The sequence below is a fragment of the Streptomyces mayonensis genome (genome assembly GCF_018982965.1).
In the GTDB taxonomy this organism is placed as follows: domain Bacteria; phylum Actinomycetota; class Actinomycetes; order Streptomycetales; family Streptomycetaceae; genus Streptomyces; species Streptomyces mayonensis.
Window position 1 is genome coordinate 25,596 of sequence record NZ_JACBYP010000045.1, and the last position, 15,604, is coordinate 41,199.

Annotated in this window: 14 protein-coding genes; 12 read left to right on the forward strand and 2 right to left on the reverse strand. The window is 74.1% G+C overall.

All coding sequences use genetic code 11. From position 1 onward, the window contains the following. Positions 1 to 44: 44 nt before the first annotated feature. From HZS56_RS18765 to HZS56_RS18775, 3 genes are all read left to right on the forward strand, one after another. A complete protein-coding gene (locus tag HZS56_RS18765; RefSeq protein WP_308408099.1) occupies positions 45 to 2,828 on the forward strand; it encodes a helix-turn-helix transcriptional regulator in 2,784 nt (927 codons plus the stop codon). A 117-nt stretch (positions 2,829 to 2,945) separates the two neighbouring features. After that, positions 2,946 to 3,761, forward strand: a complete 816-nt coding sequence (locus HZS56_RS18770; RefSeq protein ID WP_216721859.1) for an SAM-dependent methyltransferase — start codon at positions 2,946 to 2,948, stop codon at positions 3,759 to 3,761. A 37-nt stretch (positions 3,762 to 3,798) separates the two neighbouring features. Then, a complete protein-coding gene (locus HZS56_RS18775; protein WP_216721860.1) occupies positions 3,799 to 4,632 on the forward strand; it encodes an alpha/beta fold hydrolase in 834 nt (277 codons plus the stop codon). 106 nt (positions 4,633 to 4,738) lie between these two features. On the opposite strand, the gene HZS56_RS18780 is transcribed toward HZS56_RS18775, so the two are convergent. Beyond that, positions 4,739 to 4,942, reverse strand: a complete 204-nt coding sequence (locus HZS56_RS18780; RefSeq protein ID WP_019330262.1) for a cold-shock protein — start codon at positions 4,940 to 4,942, stop codon at positions 4,739 to 4,741. A 331-nt stretch (positions 4,943 to 5,273) separates the two neighbouring features. Between HZS56_RS18780 and HZS56_RS18785 the strand changes: the two genes are divergently transcribed. The 3 genes from HZS56_RS18785 (at position 5,274) to HZS56_RS18795 (ending at position 8,070) form a co-directional block, all read left to right on the forward strand. Next, positions 5,274 to 6,038, forward strand: coding sequence for a L,D-transpeptidase family protein (locus HZS56_RS18785; RefSeq protein ID WP_216721861.1), 765 nt, complete (start codon positions 5,274 to 5,276; stop codon positions 6,036 to 6,038). A 242-nt stretch (positions 6,039 to 6,280) separates the two neighbouring features. Beyond that, positions 6,281 to 6,655, forward strand: coding sequence for a hypothetical protein (locus HZS56_RS18790; protein ID WP_216721862.1), 375 nt, complete (start codon positions 6,281 to 6,283; stop codon positions 6,653 to 6,655). Between the two features lie 326 nt (positions 6,656 to 6,981). Continuing rightward, positions 6,982 to 8,070, forward strand: a complete 1,089-nt coding sequence (locus tag HZS56_RS18795; RefSeq protein WP_216721863.1) for a GNAT family N-acetyltransferase — start codon at positions 6,982 to 6,984, stop codon at positions 8,068 to 8,070. A gap of 357 nt (positions 8,071 to 8,427) precedes the next feature. Here the strand turns inward: HZS56_RS18795 and HZS56_RS18800 are convergent, their stop codons facing one another. After that, a complete protein-coding gene (locus tag HZS56_RS18800; RefSeq protein ID WP_216721864.1) occupies positions 8,428 to 8,649 on the reverse strand; it encodes a hypothetical protein in 222 nt (73 codons plus the stop codon). A gap of 371 nt (positions 8,650 to 9,020) precedes the next feature. On the opposite strand from HZS56_RS18800, the gene HZS56_RS18805 reads away from it, so the two are divergent. The 6 genes from HZS56_RS18805 to HZS56_RS18830 are packed head-to-tail and all read left to right on the forward strand — an operon-like array spanning position 9,021 to position 15,389. Then, positions 9,021 to 9,848 (forward strand): endo alpha-1,4 polygalactosaminidase, encoded by an 828-nt coding sequence (locus HZS56_RS18805; protein WP_216721865.1) that lies wholly within the window; start codon positions 9,021 to 9,023, stop codon positions 9,846 to 9,848. 34 nt (positions 9,849 to 9,882) lie between these two features. Beyond that, positions 9,883 to 11,211, forward strand: coding sequence for an ABC transporter substrate-binding protein (locus HZS56_RS18810; protein WP_216721866.1), 1,329 nt, complete (start codon positions 9,883 to 9,885; stop codon positions 11,209 to 11,211). Between the two features lie 14 nt (positions 11,212 to 11,225). Next, entirely contained in the window at positions 11,226 to 12,176 is a 951-nt protein-coding gene (locus tag HZS56_RS18815) for a carbohydrate ABC transporter permease (RefSeq protein ID WP_216721867.1), read from the forward strand. Further along, entirely contained in the window at positions 12,173 to 13,063 is an 891-nt protein-coding gene (locus HZS56_RS18820) for a carbohydrate ABC transporter permease (protein WP_216721868.1), read from the forward strand. Before HZS56_RS18815 ends, HZS56_RS18820 begins: the two co-directional genes overlap by 4 nt. 47 nt (positions 13,064 to 13,110) lie before the next feature. Next, positions 13,111 to 14,067, forward strand: coding sequence for a carbohydrate kinase family protein (locus HZS56_RS18825; RefSeq protein WP_216721869.1), 957 nt, complete (start codon positions 13,111 to 13,113; stop codon positions 14,065 to 14,067). After that, the gene (locus HZS56_RS18830; protein ID WP_216721870.1) at positions 14,064 to 15,389 is read left to right on the forward strand and encodes an alpha-glucosidase/alpha-galactosidase; all 1,326 of its coding nucleotides are present in this window, start codon (positions 14,064 to 14,066) and stop codon (positions 15,387 to 15,389) included. The genes HZS56_RS18825 and HZS56_RS18830 overlap by 4 nt, the downstream gene beginning before the upstream one ends. Positions 15,390 to 15,604: the final 215 nt, after the last annotated feature.

A 15,604-nucleotide genomic window follows, 5' to 3' on the forward strand; every position in this document is an offset into this window, starting at 1 on the left:
CCGGGCCGCCCCGGATGCCTGCCACCGCTTGTAGCCTGGGTGGCGTGGACGAGCGCACGGCAGGGGAGAACGCGGAGCCGGAGGACCGGGAGCCGATCGTGGGCCGGACGGCGGAGTCGGCACGTCTTCTGCGGACGGCCGGCCGCGATCCGGCCGGGCCCGGACCGGCCGATCCGGTTCTGCTGCTCGTCGGCGAGGCGGGCACGGGCAAGAGCACGCTCCTCGACTCCGTGGCACGCCGGGTGGCGGCCGGCGGCACGCGCGTGCTGCGTGCCGCCGGGAGCGAGTCGGAGTCGGACCTCGCGTTCTCCGCGCTGCACCAGCTGCTGCGGCCGGTGCGTGCCCGGGCGCAGGCGCTGCCGGACGGGCAGCGCGCGGCGCTGCGCGACGCCCTCGGTGCCGGGCCGGCGGCGCCTCCGCCCGGCCCGCCCGGCACCGTCCTCCTCGGTGCCGCTGTCCTGAACCTGCTCTCCGCGCTGGGCGAGGACGGGCCCGTGCTCCTGGTCCTGGACGACGCGCAGTGGCTCGACCACGCCTCGCTCGACATCCTGTCCTTCGTCGCCGGACGGCTGGCGGGCGAACCGGTGGCCGTGCTGATGGGCGCCCGTCCGGACGACCGCCTGCCGGGTCCGCACCGGCGGGTGCCCGTCGTCGAGCTCGGACCGCTGGACGACGTGTCGGCCAACCGTCTCCTGGACATCCAGCCGCACCGCACCGCCGGCCGGACCAGGGCCCGGATCCTCGACCAGGCGGGCGGCAACCCACTCGCGCTGGTGGAGCTGGCGCGCTCCGCCGGCTGGGCCCGGGAGACGGGGACGGAGCTGCCGCCGGCCGGCCCGCTGCCGCTCGCCGACCACCTGGAACGGCTCTTCGCCGCCCGGGTGGCCACCCTCCCCGCCCAGACCGCCCGCGCACTGCTGCTCCTGGCCGCCATGGACACGGTCGACTCCGCGCTCGCCGTGCGGGCCGGGCTGCCGGGCCCCGGGGACGGGACGTGGCGGCCGGCCGAGCTGGCCGGGCTGGTCCTGCCGGGGTATCCGGGCGTCCGCTTCCGTCATCCGCTGGTGCGGTCCGCCGTGTACCACGCCGCGTCCCCGGACCAGCGCGGCCAGGCCCATCTGGAACTGGCCGGGCTGCTGCACGACGAGCCGGACCGCCGGGCCTGGCACCGGGCCGCCGCCACCGTACGCGCGGACGCGGCGGTGTCGGCGGACCTGACGCGGACCGCGGAGCGGGCACGCCGCCGGGGAGGCCACGCGGCGGCGGCCAAGGCGCTGCAACGCGCGGCGGAACTGGCCCCGCGCCGTGCGGACGGCGCCCGGCTGCTGGTGGAGGCGGCCGCGGCGGCCGTACTCACCGGAGACCTCGCCTGGGTCGAGGAACTGGTCGCCGCGGCCCGCGCGCGCACCGACGACCCGGGCCTGCTGGCCGACGCCGCCGTCCAGGCAGGCCGGCTCGCGGTCCTGACGGCGCGGCACTCCGCGCTCTTCTCCCGGCTGACCGACACCGCCGAGGAAGCGGCCCGTTCGCGGCCCGCCGCCGCCCTCGGTCTGCTGTCGGACGCCGCCGTGGTCCGCTTCTACTCCGGCCGGGAGTCCCAACTGCGGCGGATCGAGGATCTGTTGAGGATCCTGCCGGAGGAGGTGCCGGGCGCGTCGTGGGCGCGTACCTGGACGAAGGTCGTCTCGAACCCCTTCGGCGGCCGGACCGGACTCGTCCGGCTGCTGTCCCGCGCGGCCGCCGAGTCCGCGGGCCGGCCCGAACACCTCACCGCCCTGGGCGTCATGGCCTGGCTGCTGGACGAGACACCGCGCGCCGTCCGCGCCTTCGACGAGGCCTTCGACCGCTGGCAGGCGCGGGGTGCGCTGCCCCAGGGTTTGGGCGGCGCCGCGGCCCGGGCCTATCTGGAACAGGGGCGGTGGGACCGTGCCCGGGAATCCTGCGCCCGTGTCACCGCGGTCGGTTCGGCGCTCGGCATCGACCATGCCGTGGCGTGCGCGATGTCGACGGAGGCCATGCTGCTGGCCCTCCAGGGGGACACGGCGGCGGCGCGCGACCGGGCGGCGGACGCGCTCGGCCTGGTCGATCCGCTGGAGAGCCGCTCGGTCTCGGTCTTCGTGCACCGTGCGCTGGGCGCCGCGGCCACCGCCGAGGGGGCGTACGAGACGGCGTACGACCGGCTGCGGGCGGTGTTCACGGCGGACGGCTCGCCGGTGCACTACCACGCCTCCTACCCGGCGCTCGCGGACCTGGCCGCTGCCGCCGTGCGCGCGGGCCGGCGCGAGGAGGCGGCCGCGATCGTGGCGCGTTCCGCGCACGAACTGGCCGGTGACGCCTCCCCCAGGCTGCGCGCGCTGATCGACCGGGCCCGGGGTCTGCTCGCGGACGCGGCGGACGCCGAACCGCACTTCCGGACTGCCCTCGCGGATCCGGCCCTTGCACACTGGCCGTTCGAGCGTGCGCAGACGCTGCTGGACCTCGCCGAGTGGCTGCGGCGCCGGCGCAGGATCGCCGAGGCCCGCGCGCCGCTCGCCGAGGCCCTGGAGACCTTCCGGCGGCTGGGCGCGCGCCCGTGGACCGAACGGACGCTGGCCGAGTCACGGGCCGCCGGACTCGACGTCGCCGAGGCGGCACCCGACGCGCTCGCCTCGCTCTCCCCGCAGCAGCGGCAGATCATCGGGCTCGCCGCCCGCGGGCTGACCAACCGGGAGATCGGCGAGCGGCTCTTCCTCTCCCCGCGCACGGTCGGCTCGCACCTGTACCGCAGCTTCCCCAAGCTGGGCGTCACCACCCGCTCCCAGCTGCGCGACCTCGTCGGGCACCCGTGAAGGCCGGACCGCCGAGCGGCACGGGGTCCTGCCGGTGAACCGGTGTACGGACGCCGGACGTTGCCGCGTAGGTTGGGGTCAAGCACCCACGCCTCGGCTGAAAGACGGACCGCACCCATGAGCGACCCCTCGACGACTCCCGGCCACGCCGCGCAGCAGAAGATGGACACCTCCGTGCCGCACTCGGCCCGGATCTGGAACTACTGGCTGGGCGGGAAGGACAACTACCCCGTCGACGAGCAGGCCGGCGACGCGTACACGGCCGTCTTCCCCGGCATCGTCACCGTCGCCCGCAGCAGCCGTGCCTTCCTGCGCCGCAACATCACCTACCTGGTGGCGGAGGCGGGCGTGCGGCAGTTCCTCGACATCGGGACCGGTCTGCCCACCGCCGACAACACCCACGAGGTCGCCCAGCGCATCGCCCCCGAGAGCCGCATCGTCTACGTCGACAACGACCCGATGGTCCTCGCCCACGCCCGCGCGCTGCTCTACTCCACCCCCGAGGGCGCGACCGCCTACATCGACGCCGACGTGCTCGACCCCGACGCCGTCCTCGCTACCGCGGCCGAGACGCTGGACTTCGACCGGCCCGTCGCCCTGATCCTCAGCAACATCCTGGGGCACATCGCGGACTACGACCGGGCGCGTTCCGTCGTCGCCCGTCTGGTGGACGCCCTGCCGTCCGGCAGCTACCTCTCCGTCAACGACGGTTCGCGGGGCATCGACCCGGAGTTCGAGCGGGCCCAGGACGCCTACAACGAGAGCGGTGCCGCGCCGTACGTGCTGCGCACCGTCGACCGGATCACGTCGTTCTTCGACGGCCTGGAGCTGGTGGAGCCCGGAGTGGTGCCGGTGCCGCTGTGGCGTCCGGAGGCCGGTGCTCCCGCCCCGGCGCTCATCGGCGAACACGGCGGCCTCGCCCGCAAGCCCTGACGTCCCGGACGGCGCCCGACCGAGAGGATCCCGCACCATGTCCGACTGGCCGTTGCCCGAGTCGTTCGCCGACGCCTGCGGCACCGTCCGCTGGAACCGGCTGGGCGCCCGCGGCGGACGCCCGCTGGTCCTGCTGCACGGCACGCCCTTCTCCTCGTACGTCTGGCGCGCGGTGGCCCGCTCGCTGGCGCGCGACCACCAGGTGTTCGTCTGGGACATGCCCGGTTACGGGCAGTCGGAGAAGTACGCGGGGCAGGACGTGTCACTGGCCGCGCAGGGCCGGGTCTTCGCCCGGCTGCTGGACCACTGGGGGATCGAGAACCCCCTCGTGGCCGCCCACGACTTCGGGGGCGCCGTCGCACTGCGGGCGCACCTGCTGCACGGCGTCCGTTACCGGGCGCTCGCCCTGGTCGACCCGGTCGCGCTGGCGCCCTGGGGGTCGCCGTTCTTCCGGCTGGTCCGCGACCACGCCGGGGTCTTCGAGCAGCTGCCCCCGCCACTGCACCGGGCCCTGGTGCGCGAGTACGTCGGTTCCACCGGCGGGCCGGGCCTGAATCCGCGGGTCCTGGACCGGCTGGTGGATCCGTGGCTGGGCGAGTCGGGCCGGCCGGCCTTCTACCGGCAGATCGCCCAGGCGGACCAGCGGTACACCGACGAGATGCAGGACCGTTACGCCGGTATCGAGGTGCCGACGCTGGTCTGCTGGGGCGAGGACGACGCCTGGATTCCGGTGGCCAGGGGGCGCGAACTGGCCGGTCTCGTGCCCGGGGCCCGGTGGGAGCCGATCGCCCACGCGGGTCATCTGGTCCAGGAGGACGCGCCCGCCGAGCTGACGGCGGCGCTGCTGGACTTCTTCACCCGCCTGCCCTGAACGGCCCGCACGGGGCTCGGGAGACGCGTCGGCGGAACGCCGAGGGGCGGGGTGCCCGGGAAACGCTCGTTCCCCGGGCACCCCGCCCCGTTCGGCACGCGTCCGGTCAGGCGGGGGTGATGTTCTCCGCCTGCGGGCCCTTCTGGCCCTGGGTGATGTCGAAGGTGACGGCCTGGCCTTCCTGGAGCTCGCGGTAGCCCGTCGCGTTGATGTTGGAGTAGTGCGCGAAGACGTCGGGGCCGCCGCCGTCCTGCGCGATGAAGCCGAAGCCCTTTTCCGAGTTGAACCACTTGACGGTTCCGCTGGCCATGCCTTTTGCCTTTCAGCCGTTATCGGATCCGCACCGCGCGAACCCGGAGGTGGTCGTCCTGGTCCTCCGGCACTGCACAGCAAACCGCCCGCACTCCGGCGCGGGCGGTCTGGGCGAACCACGACATCTGCTGCTGACGCTACACGGCATGTCCGGGCCCCACCAGTGAGTAAGGGGTGTGAGCGGCAACGATGTTGCCGATCCGCACCCCTGCCGGCGGCCGCACGGGCCCCCGACTGGGCCATCCGGGGGAGAGGACGAGGCCGCCGCACACCCCGGTTGTCCGAGTGGTCTAGCTATGAGTAGTCCACACACGGAGTCGGAGATCGATATGACCGTCAGGAAAGCGCTGGCCCTGGTGATCGGTGCCGCCATGTGCACCGGCGTGCTGGCAACCGGCTGCGCCCGGCCGGACCCGGACGCCTCCTCGCAGGACTCGCACGCACCCGGCACGTCCGCGGCGCGGCCGGCGTCCCCCCATCCCGCTCCCCCGCGGCACTTCCCCCGCCCGCTGCCCGGTGTCGGGCCGGTCATGCGCGCCCTGCTCCCGGCCGGTACCCGGCAGGCCCTCGTGGTCACCGGCGAGGGGGAGGACTCCTCGCGGGCGCGGGTGGTGCTCTACGAGCAGGACCCGGCCCAGGGCTGGCGTGCGGTCGCCGGCCCGTGGCCCGCGCACAACGGGCTGCGCGGCTGGACGGACGACCACGAGGCGGGCGACCTGCACACGCCCATCGGTGTCTTCGGGCTCAGTGACGCGGGGGGCCGCCTGCCCGATCCGGGGACCCTGCTCCCCTACGACGAGGATCCGGACTTCTCCGTGTCGGGCACCGGGTATCTGGGCGAGCCCCTGGAGGGGTCGTTCGACTACGTGGTCGCCATCGACTACAACCGGGTGCCCGGCACCACTCCACTGGACAGAACCCGTCCCCTGGGCGAGGACAAGGGCGGCGGGGTCTGGATCCACGTGGACCACGACGGGCCGACCAACGCCTGCGTGTCCCTGAGCACGGAGCACATGCGGGCGCTGCTGACCGCCCTGGACCCGGGCAGGCAGCCGGTCGTCGTCATGGGCCCGGAGGCCGTACTGGCGCGGTAGCCCGCCTCCACCTGGACGCGCACGGCGGCGTCCCTCCCCCGTCCACGGGCCGGTGGACGCGCCGTGCGGCACGGCAACGGCGCACGGCGTCCCCGCGCCGGGCCGGGCGGACGGGTCCGGGGCGTACGGGGTTGACGCGGCCGGGCCCGGTCGGCCTACTGGAGGCACGACTGGGCGTGTGCGGCCGCCCGGGTGCCGGTCCGTCCGCCGGCCCCGGCCGGAACGCAGTCAGGAGTCCGACAGTGCGGGGTGGGCGGGCAGCGGCGACGGTGCTGCTGCTGGCGTGGGCGCTGCTCGGCCTCCTCGCCCCGGAGACGGCGGGACCCGCCGGACCGCCCGGGGAACACCGGGTCGCGGCGGCCGTGACCGTGCCGGCCGAGACCGCCGGCGAACCGGTCCCGTACGACGGGGACCCCTCGTGCCACCACGCCGCCGTCCGTGCGCCGAGGGCCGCGGGAGGACCGGACACCGGCCGCGGCACCGGGAGCGCCCCGGCGCGGGACCGGGCCGCGTGGCGGGCCGTCGGGGGCCCGCGCCCGCCGGGTGGAGCGGCGGAGGGGCCGGGGGCGGGCCGGGGCTCCCGGGAAGTGACCGAGCTGCAGACGTTCCGCTGCTGAGCCGGGCGGTCTCGACCAGGGCGCGTCGTTCGGATCAGGCCGGCTCCAAGCTGCGGTGCCTTGTTGCCGACCCGAGCGGGGGCGATGGAGGTCCCTCCCGCGCGAGCGAAGCCGAGCGGGAGGCGTGCAACTGCAAGGCGGAGGAGCGCGACAGGGCGGAGCCCGGGCAACCGGCGCCGCGGACATGCGTGCCGGCCCCCGCGACCCCGGCGAGATCCACACGACCCCAGGCCTGCGCCGCGCGGCCCGGGTACCGCACGCCGGCACGCGGCGCTCCGGCAGGCCTTGACGAGTCCACCGTTCGTGACGACGCGGAAGGCAGGCACATGTCCACACGGCGCATCGAGGTGGTCGGGCCCGGGCGGCTCGACGCCGACGACCGCAAGATCTGGCGGGAGATCAGGGCGGCCTCCGGGGCCCCGGCGAATCCGTTCCTCGACCCCGCGTTCACGGCGGCCGTCGGACGGCTGCGGCCGCGGGCCGAGGTGGCGGTCCTGCGGGAGGACGGCTTCCCGGTGGGGTACTTCCCGTACGAACGCGGGTTCGCGGGGCAGGGACGGGCCGTCGGGCTCGGCGTGTCGGACAGCCAGGGCGCCGTGCTGCGTGCGGGCGTCCGCCTCGACGCCCGGACGCTGCTGCGGGCGTGCGCCCTGTCGTCCTGGGAGTTCGACAGCCTGGAGGCGGGCCAGGACGTGTTCCTGCCCCACACCACCGAGGCGCTGGCCTCGCCGGTCGTCGACCTCGCCGACGGTTTCGAGGGGTATGTCCGCGCCCTGGGGACCCGCTCCCCGGGTTTCCTGAAGCAGACGCTCGCCAAGGAGCGCAGACTCGCCCGGCAGGCCGGTGAGGTGCGGTTCGTGTACGACGAGACCGACCCCGGGGCGCTGCGTACGCTCATGCGCTGGAAGTCCGCCCAGTACCGGCGCACGGGACGGCGCGACCGGTTCGCGCAGCCGTGGATCGCCCGCCTGGTCGAGGGGTTCGCCCGCGCCGACGGCGACCCGGAGTGCCGTGGCGTGCTGTCCGTACTGTGGGCCGGCGGGCGGCCCGTCGCGGCCCACTTCGGGCTGCGCTCGCCCACCGTCCTGTCCTGGTGGTTCCCGGCGTACGACCGCGCGTACGGCAGGTACTCCCCCGGGCTGCTGCTGTTGCTGCGGATGCTGGAGGCGGCGGCCGGCGACGGGATCGGGCTGGTGGACCTGGGCAGCGGTCCGGCGCGCTACAAGGAGACGTTCAGGACGCGGGACCTCCGGGTGTACGAAGGCGCCGTGGTGCGCGCCGGGTTCGGGGGCGCCGTGCACCGGCTGGGGCGGGAACCGGTGCGGGCAGCGCGCCGGTTCGTGCGCGAGCGGCCGGGGCTGGCCCGCACCGGTGCGCGGGCGCTGGAGGAACTGGGCCGGCTGCGCACCCGCTGACCCGCCTCCCGGCCGGCGGGCGTCGGGGCGGCGTCCGCGCCCGCGCCGGGCTGCTCCGGCTTTCCGGGTTCCCACCGGCTTACGCGCGCCGCGGGGCGCCCCGGTGGCCCCGCCCGGCACCGGGGCCGGGCCGCGCGGGCCCCGGGTGAGCCGGAGGGCGACGGGGGCGGCCGCCACCGCGGCAGCGGGGGCGCACGTACGCGGCGGGCCGCGCCGTACCGGTGGTCGGGCGCGTGGTGAGGAGCAGCCCCGGGGAGAATTGCGGCAGGACGGGCGGGGCGGCCCCGGTGCGGCGGTCGTGAACGGGCGCCCGGCTCCGGACCCCGGCGTGGCCGGCTGCGGCGGGGACGGGGACGGTCAGAAGAGCGTCTGCTGGCCGGGGGCGTGCCGTCCCCGCCGGGTGCGCGGCCGGGTGCCGGGTGCCGGTGCCGTCTCTCCGAACAGGGGGGCGGTGCCGTACTCGTCCGGCTCGGCCGGGACGGTGGCGGGGCCGGTGCCCACGTTGAGGACCAGGGGGGCGTCCAGGTCGAAGTCCCCCGGTGTCATCGCCACCCACTCGCGGTCCTGCCGCTCTCCCACGCACCGACACCTCTCTCGCGCCGCCCGCCGCGACCACGCGACGCTACCAGCCCCGCGGCCGCCCGGTGATCACGGCTCCCGGCCGGCTCGGTTCCCTCGTGCCCGGAAGTCCGCAGACCGACGCATCATGATTGATTGTGCGTCGAACAAGCACTCTTCGATCAGCTTCACGCATCAGCTTCCTGGTTTTGAGCTCTTGACAGGCCTGGATCCGGTCGATTTACTCCCGATCAACGCCGATGTCGTGGATCGGCGGCAGAGGTACGCCCAGCCGGTAGCTGGCTTCGCGCCAGGAGCCCGGACTGAGTCGCCAGGACGGGCCACGCGCCCTCCGAGGCGGGGACGTGCCCACCATCCTCCGGAGCTCGAGCATGAGCCGTTTGCACGCGCACACCTCCAGGAAGCCGGTGCTGGCCGGCGTCTGTGCCACCGCCCTCCTCGTCACCGCCGCCGCGCTCGTCCCGGGCGGCTCGGAGGCCGAGGCGGCCACCTTCGCCCCGCCCCCCGCGCACGCGGACTTCGACTACCAGATCGGCGGCGCCTACACCCCGCCGGCCGGGGTGGAGGTGGTCAGCCGCGACCACACGGCCTCCCCCGCGGCGGGGCTGTACAACATCTGCTACGTCAACGCCTTCCAGGCGCAGCCGGACGCCGAGGACGAGTGGGACGACGACCTGCTGCTGCGCGACGCGAACGGCGACGTCGTCTACGACACCGACTGGGGCGAGGCCTTCCTCGACATCCGCACCGCCGACAAGCGCGAGCGCATCGCCGAGAAGATCGGCGGGTGGATCGACACGTGCGCGGACAAGGGCTTCCAGGCCGTCGAGCCGGACAACTACGACAGCTACACCCGCGCGGGCGACCTGCTGGACGCCGCCGACGCGCAGGGTCTGATCAAGCTGCTGGCCGAGCGCGCCCACGCCGGCGGACTGGCCATCGGCCAGAAGAACACCGTCGAGCTGGCCGGCAACCGCGAGGCGAACGGCCTGGACTTCGCCGTCGCGGAGGAGTGCGGGGAGTGGGACGAGTGCGGTGACTACACGGCCGAGTTCGGCGACCGCGTGATCGTCGTCGAGTACACCGCCAAGGGCCTGTCCAAGGCGTGCTCGGAGTTCGGCGACACGCTGAGCATCGTGCGGCGCGACCTGAACGTGTCCCCGAAGGGCAGCAGCGGCTACGTCCGTGAGACCTGCTGACGCCCGTCGGCCGTTCCACTCCTTGGAGGTACAGATGAACGCGGTCCGAGGTACCGCGCGTTACTCGCGCAGGCGGGTGCTGCGGGCCGGCGGGGGCGCTGTGCTCGCGGCGGCCGCGGGCACGGCGGTGACCGGCTGCGGCGCCGGCACGGACGACGGCGTCGCGGCCGACGGCACGGTCACCATCGAGATGTGGCACGGCCAGGCGGACACGGCGAAGAAGGTCCTGGAGGGGCTCGTCGCCGACTTCGAGCGGCAGCACCCGAAGATCAGGGTGGACCTGGGCGGCGGAGTGCTGGCGGACGTGATGCTTCAGAAGGTGACGGCGGCCGTCGCGGCCGGCTCCTTCCCCGACATCGCGTACATCTTCGGGTCGGACCTGGCCCGGGTGGCCCGCAGCCCGCAGGTCGTCGACCTCACCGACATGGTGGAGTCGGGGCCCGTGCCGTGGAAGAACTACTGGGCGGCCTCCCGGGACGCCGTCACGCTCAACGGCAGGGTCAGGGCCGCCCCCGCGGTGCTGGACTCGCTCGCCGTCGTCTGCAACAAGAAGCTGTTCCGCGAGGCCGGACTGCCGCTGCCGAAGGCGGGCTGGACCTGGCAGGACTTCGTCTCCACGGCGCGCAAGCTCACCCAGTCCGGCCAGGGCCGGTTCGGCACGGGCTGGCCGGGCACGGGCGACGAGGACACCGTGTGGCGCATGTGGCCGCTGATCTGGGACCTGGGCGGCGACGTCGTCGACGACGACGGCAAGAGCATCGGCTTCGCCGGCACCGGCGCCCGCGCGCTCGAGGTGGTGGCCGACCTGGCCCGGGACAAGAGCGTGTACGTCGACCCGAAGCCCGGCAGCGAGCAGATGTACCAGGTGTTCCTGTCCAACCGCATGGGCATGGTGGTCACCGGGCCGTGGCAGCTGCCCGACATCGAGAACGCCGGGATCGACTACGCGGTCGTTCCCCTGCCCTCCTTCAGCGGACGTCCGGTCACCATCTCGGGGCCCGACACCTGGACGGTGTTCGACAACGGCGAGGCCCGGTCGGAGGCCGCCCGTACCTTCCTCCAGTGGCTGGCACGGCCCGAACAGGACGTGCGCTGGGACATCGAGGCCGGCAGTCTCCCGCTCAGCCGCCGCACCGAGGACCTGCCCGAGTGGCAGGACAAGGTCTCCGGCACCGAGGGCCTGGAAGTGTTCACCAAGGCACTGGAGACGGCGCGCGTACGCCCCGTCCACCCGGCGTACCCGGAGGTCTCGCAGGCGCTGGGGCAGGCGGTCGTCGCCGTGCTCCTGGGGCGCAGCTCTCCCGAGAAGGCACTGCGCGCCTGCGCCGACGACGCCAACGCCGCCCTGCTCATCCCGCGTTGAGGAGCCACACCGCCATGCCGCGCCTCCCCCGTCCCATCACCGTCGCGGGTCCGCCGCCGGACCCGCGGCCGCTGCGCCGCAAGCGCCGCCGCGAGACCACCGCCGCCTGGGCCTTCGTCTCCCCGGCAGTCCTGATCGTCCTCGGTCTGAGCATCGTCCCGGTGGTCTGGTCGCTGCTGCTGTCCTTCCAGGCCAGTGACCTGGTGACGCCCAGCCGCTGGGTGGGCGTCGACAACTACCGCGCCCTCGCCCAGGATCCGAACTTCAGCCAGGCGGTCCGCAACACGCTGCTCTACACGGTGCTGTACGTGCCGCTCAGCCTGTTGTTCGGCCTGGTCCTCGCGCTGGTGCTGAACCGGCGCATCCGCTTCGTCGGCCTCTACCGCACCCTGATCTTCGTGCCGTTCGTGCTGTCGGCGACCGCACAGGGCGTGCTGTTCTCCTTCATCCTGGACCCGGAGTTCGGCGCGGCCAACTCGGTGCTGCACCGGCTCGGCATCTCGTCGCAGGGCTTCCTCTCCGACCCGTCCCAGGCGCTCCTGGTGCTGGTGGCGATCACCCTGTGGAGCGGCACCGGGTTCTGTGTCGTCGTCTACCTCGCCGCCCTCCAGGACGTGCCGCAGTCGCTGATCGAGGCGGCCCGCCTCGACGGCGCCGGCCGCCGGCACCTGCTGCGCCACGTCACGCTGCCCACCCTCACTCCCGTCACCGTCTTCCTGGTGCTGTGGCAGGCCATCCAGTCCCTCCAGGTCTTCGACCTCGTGTACGTCACCACCAAGGGCGGTCCGCTGGGCTCGACCACCGTGATCGTCTACTTCATCTGGGAGCAGGCCTTCAAGAACGCGACCGCCGGATACGGGGCCTCGGCCGCGTACGTGCTGGCCGTCGCCCTCGGTCTGGTCGCCGGGGCCGTCCGCATCGTCCGGCGTCGGGGACGCCACCGTCTCGAAGGGGCCCGATCATGACGGCGACCTCCACCCGGCCCGACACCGCCCCCGTCCTCGCGGCGGAGCCCGGGGCCACCGAACGGCGCCGCCCGCGGCTCCCGTTCAGCCCCTGGCACCTGCTGCTCGCACCGCTGGCCCTGCTCTTCGCCATACCGCTGGTCTGGCTGCTGCTCAGCTCGGTGATGACCAACGCGGAGATCAACCGGTTCCCGCCGGCCCTGTGGCCGTCCGGGATCGACCTCGGCGGCTACCGGTACGTGCTGAACAACGCGTTGTTCCCCCGCTGGTTCGCCAACTCGGTGATCGTCTCCGCGGTCGCGGTCGCCGCGAACCTCGTCTTCGGCTCGCTCGCCGGGTACGCCTTCGCCCGGATGCGTTTCGCGGGCTCGCGGGTGCTGATGGGGCTGATGCTGGCCACCATGGCGGTGCCGTTCCAGCTGACGATGATCCCGACGTTCCTGGTGATGAAGAAGCTCGGCCTCATCGACACCCTGGGCGCGCTGATCGTGCCGTCGCTCGTGACGCCGTTCGCGGTGTTCCTGCTGCGGCAGTTCTTCCTCTCGCTGCCCAGGGAACTGGAGGAGGCGGCCTGGATCGACGGCTGTTCGCGGCTGCGGGTGCTGTGGCGGATCGTGCTGCCGCTGTCGCGCCCGGCGCTGAGCACGGTGGCCGTCCTGACCTTCCTGACGACCTGGAACGACCTCACCTGGCCGCTGATCGCCATCAACCACGACACGCAGTACACGCTGCAGCTGGGCCTGACCACGTTCCAGGGGCAGCACCACACCAACTGGGCCGCCGTGATGGCCGGCAACGTCATCACCGTGCTCCCAGTGCTGCTCGCCTTCCTCGGCGCGCAGAAGACCTTCATCCAGTCGATCACCTCCAGCGGGCTCAAGGGCTGAGAGCCGCACCGCCCTCCCGTTCACCGCCGTCACTCCAGGGAAGACCCATGCCCCACAGCTTCGACCTGCTCGTCGTCGGAGACGCCAATCCCGACGTCGTCCTCGGCCCGCTGGACGCGCCGCTCGCCTTCGGCCAGCGCGAACAACTCGTCCCGGACGGTGCCCTCACCCTCGGCGGCTCCGCCGCGATCATGGCGTGCGGCGCGGCCCGCCTCGGACTGCGCGTCGCCTTCGCCGGCCGGGTCGGCGACGACGACGCCGGGCGCTACATCCGCGCCACGCTCGACTCCCACGGCGTGGACACCGGCGCCCTGCACACCGATCCGCGGCTGCCCACGCCGCTGACCGTGGTCCTGACCCAGGGGGACGACCGGGCCATCGTCACGGCGCCCGGCACGCTGCCCGCCACCACGGCGGCGGACGTCCCGGCCGGACTGCTCGCCTCGGTACGGCACGTGCACGCCGCGTCGTACTTCCTGCTGCCGCAGCTGGCCGCCTCGCTGCCCGAACTGCTGCGCACCGCCCGCTCCCACGGTGCGACGACGTCCCTCGACACCAACGACGACCCGTCGGGCCGCTGGGACCCGCCCGGCCTGGACGCCGTACTCGCGCACACCGACTACCTGCTGCCCAACGCGGCCGAGGCCCGGCAGCTGGCCGGGCTCGACACCGACGACCTCCCGAAGTCCGCGGCGGCGCTCGCCGGCCGGGGACCGACCGTCGTCGTCAAGAACGGGGCCGAGGGCGCCCTGTGCCACGACAGGGACATCCTCCTGACCACGCCCGGCATCCCGGCCCGGCCGGTGGACACGGTCGGCGCCGGCGACAGCTTCGACGCCGGTTTCGTCGCCGCGCTGCTCGCCGGGCTCGCGCTGCCCGAGGCCCTCGAACTCGCCGCCGTCTGCGGCGCGCTGTCCACCCGCGCGCACGGCGGCACCACTGCCCAGCCCACCTGGGACGAAGCGTTCGCCCAGGTCACCCGCAACGGAAAGAACCCCGCATGAGCACCGCCCACCCGACCGCACCCAAGATCACCTTCGTCGGAGCCGGCAGCGTCGTCTTCACCCAGGGCCTGCTCGCCGACCTCTTCGCGTTCGACGAGCTGAAGTCCGCGCACATCGCGCTGCACGACATCGACCCGGAGCGGCTGGCGACCGCGCGGGCGGCGGCCGAGTACATCGCCGCCGAGCGCGGCGCCAAGCCGCGCGTCACCGCGCACGCCGACCGCCGCGAGGCCCTGGCCGGCGCGGACTTCGTCATCAACATCGTCCAGGTCGGCATGCGGGAGGCGACCCGCACCGACTTCGAGGTGCCGGCCCGTCACGGGCTGCGCCAGACCATCGGCGACACCCTCGGCGTCGGCGGCATCTTCCGCGCGCTGCGCACCTTCCCGCTGCTCAGGGCGCTCGGCGAGGACATCGCCGAGGTCTGCCCGGACGCCTGGCTGCTCAACTACACCAACCCGATGGCGATGAACGTCCAGTACCTCGCCGAGGCGACCGGACTGACGCGCGTGGTGGGGCTGTGCCACTCGGTGTACTGGACGGTCCAGGGCCTGTGCGACCTCCTGAAGGTCCCCTACGACGAGGTCACCTACCGGGCCGCGGGCGTCAACCACCAGGCGTGGGTACTGCGTCTGGAGCACGGGGGCGAGGACCTGTACCCGCGTCTGGACGCCCTGATCGCCGAGGACGAGCAGCTGCGCCGCCGGGTCCGCATCGACATGTACCGGCGCCTGGGCGCCTACCCGACGGAGACGAGCGAGCACTCCTCGGAGTACGTCCCCTGGTACCTGCACCACGACGCCGAGATCGACCGTCTGCGGCTGCCCGTCGGGGCCTACCTGGACATCGTCGACGAGAACATGGCCGAGTACGAGCGGACCCGGGACGCGCTGGCGGGCGGTGCGCCGCTCACCGTCGAGGGCACCATGGAGTACGCGCCCCAGATCATCCACAGCATCGTGACCGGCACCCCGCGCACGGTCTACGGCAACGTGCCGAACCACGGTCTGATCGACAACCTGCCCGCCCGCGGCACCGTCGAGGTGCCGTGCCTGGTCGACTCCGCGGGCATCCAGCCCACCCGGGCCGGCGCGCTGCCCCCGCAGCTGGCGGCCCTCAACCGCGCCTACCTGAGCACCACCGACCTGGTGGTGCGGGCCGCGACGGAGAACGACCCGCGGCACATCAGGCACGCCGCGATGGCCGACCCGGCGACGGCGGCGAGCCTGCGGGTGGAGCAGATCTGGCAGCTGTGCGACGACATGGTCCGCGCCCACGGGGACCTGCTGCAGCCGGGACTGCGGGCGGCGCTCCCCCTCTGAGCCCGTCCGCGGCGGCGGGACTGGTGCGGCCCCGCGTACGGGGGAGAACGCGGGGCCGCACCAGCAAGCTATCGGAGTGTGCGGCGCCCGGCCAGACCCGTGCGCGACCCGGTCGTCCCGCGGCCCGTCCGCAGCGTCACCCGCCCGGGGGACGGCCGGACCGGTCCGTACCGGGCGGGGCGCGGTCGGCGCGCTGCGGGACGGGCCCTGCCGGG

What these genes read in the sequence shown, in the direction of transcription:
- HZS56_RS18810 (WP_216721866.1), top strand. Translation starts at nt 9,883, where the DNA reads ATGAACGCGGTCCGAGGTACCGCGCGTTACTCGCGCAGGCGGGTGCTG.
- HZS56_RS18805 (WP_216721865.1), top strand. Translation starts at nt 9,021, where the DNA reads ATGAGCCGTTTGCACGCGCACACCTCCAGGAAGCCGGTGCTGGCCGGC.
- HZS56_RS18820 (WP_216721868.1), top strand. Translation starts at nt 12,173, where the DNA reads ATGACGGCGACCTCCACCCGGCCCGACACCGCCCCCGTCCTCGCGGCG.
- HZS56_RS18770 (WP_216721859.1), top strand. Translation starts at nt 2,946, where the DNA reads ATGAGCGACCCCTCGACGACTCCCGGCCACGCCGCGCAGCAGAAGATG.
- HZS56_RS18780 (WP_019330262.1), bottom strand. Translation starts at nt 4,942, where the DNA reads ATGGCCAGCGGAACCGTCAAGTGGTTCAACTCGGAAAAGGGCTTCGGC.
- HZS56_RS18825 (WP_216721869.1), top strand. Translation starts at nt 13,111, where the DNA reads ATGCCCCACAGCTTCGACCTGCTCGTCGTCGGAGACGCCAATCCCGAC.
- HZS56_RS18815 (WP_216721867.1), top strand. Translation starts at nt 11,226, where the DNA reads ATGCCGCGCCTCCCCCGTCCCATCACCGTCGCGGGTCCGCCGCCGGAC.
- HZS56_RS18785 (WP_216721861.1), top strand. Translation starts at nt 5,274, where the DNA reads ATGACCGTCAGGAAAGCGCTGGCCCTGGTGATCGGTGCCGCCATGTGC.
- HZS56_RS18795 (WP_216721863.1), top strand. Translation starts at nt 6,982, where the DNA reads ATGTCCACACGGCGCATCGAGGTGGTCGGGCCCGGGCGGCTCGACGCC.
- HZS56_RS18775 (WP_216721860.1), top strand. Translation starts at nt 3,799, where the DNA reads ATGTCCGACTGGCCGTTGCCCGAGTCGTTCGCCGACGCCTGCGGCACC.
- HZS56_RS18830 (WP_216721870.1), top strand. Translation starts at nt 14,064, where the DNA reads ATGAGCACCGCCCACCCGACCGCACCCAAGATCACCTTCGTCGGAGCC.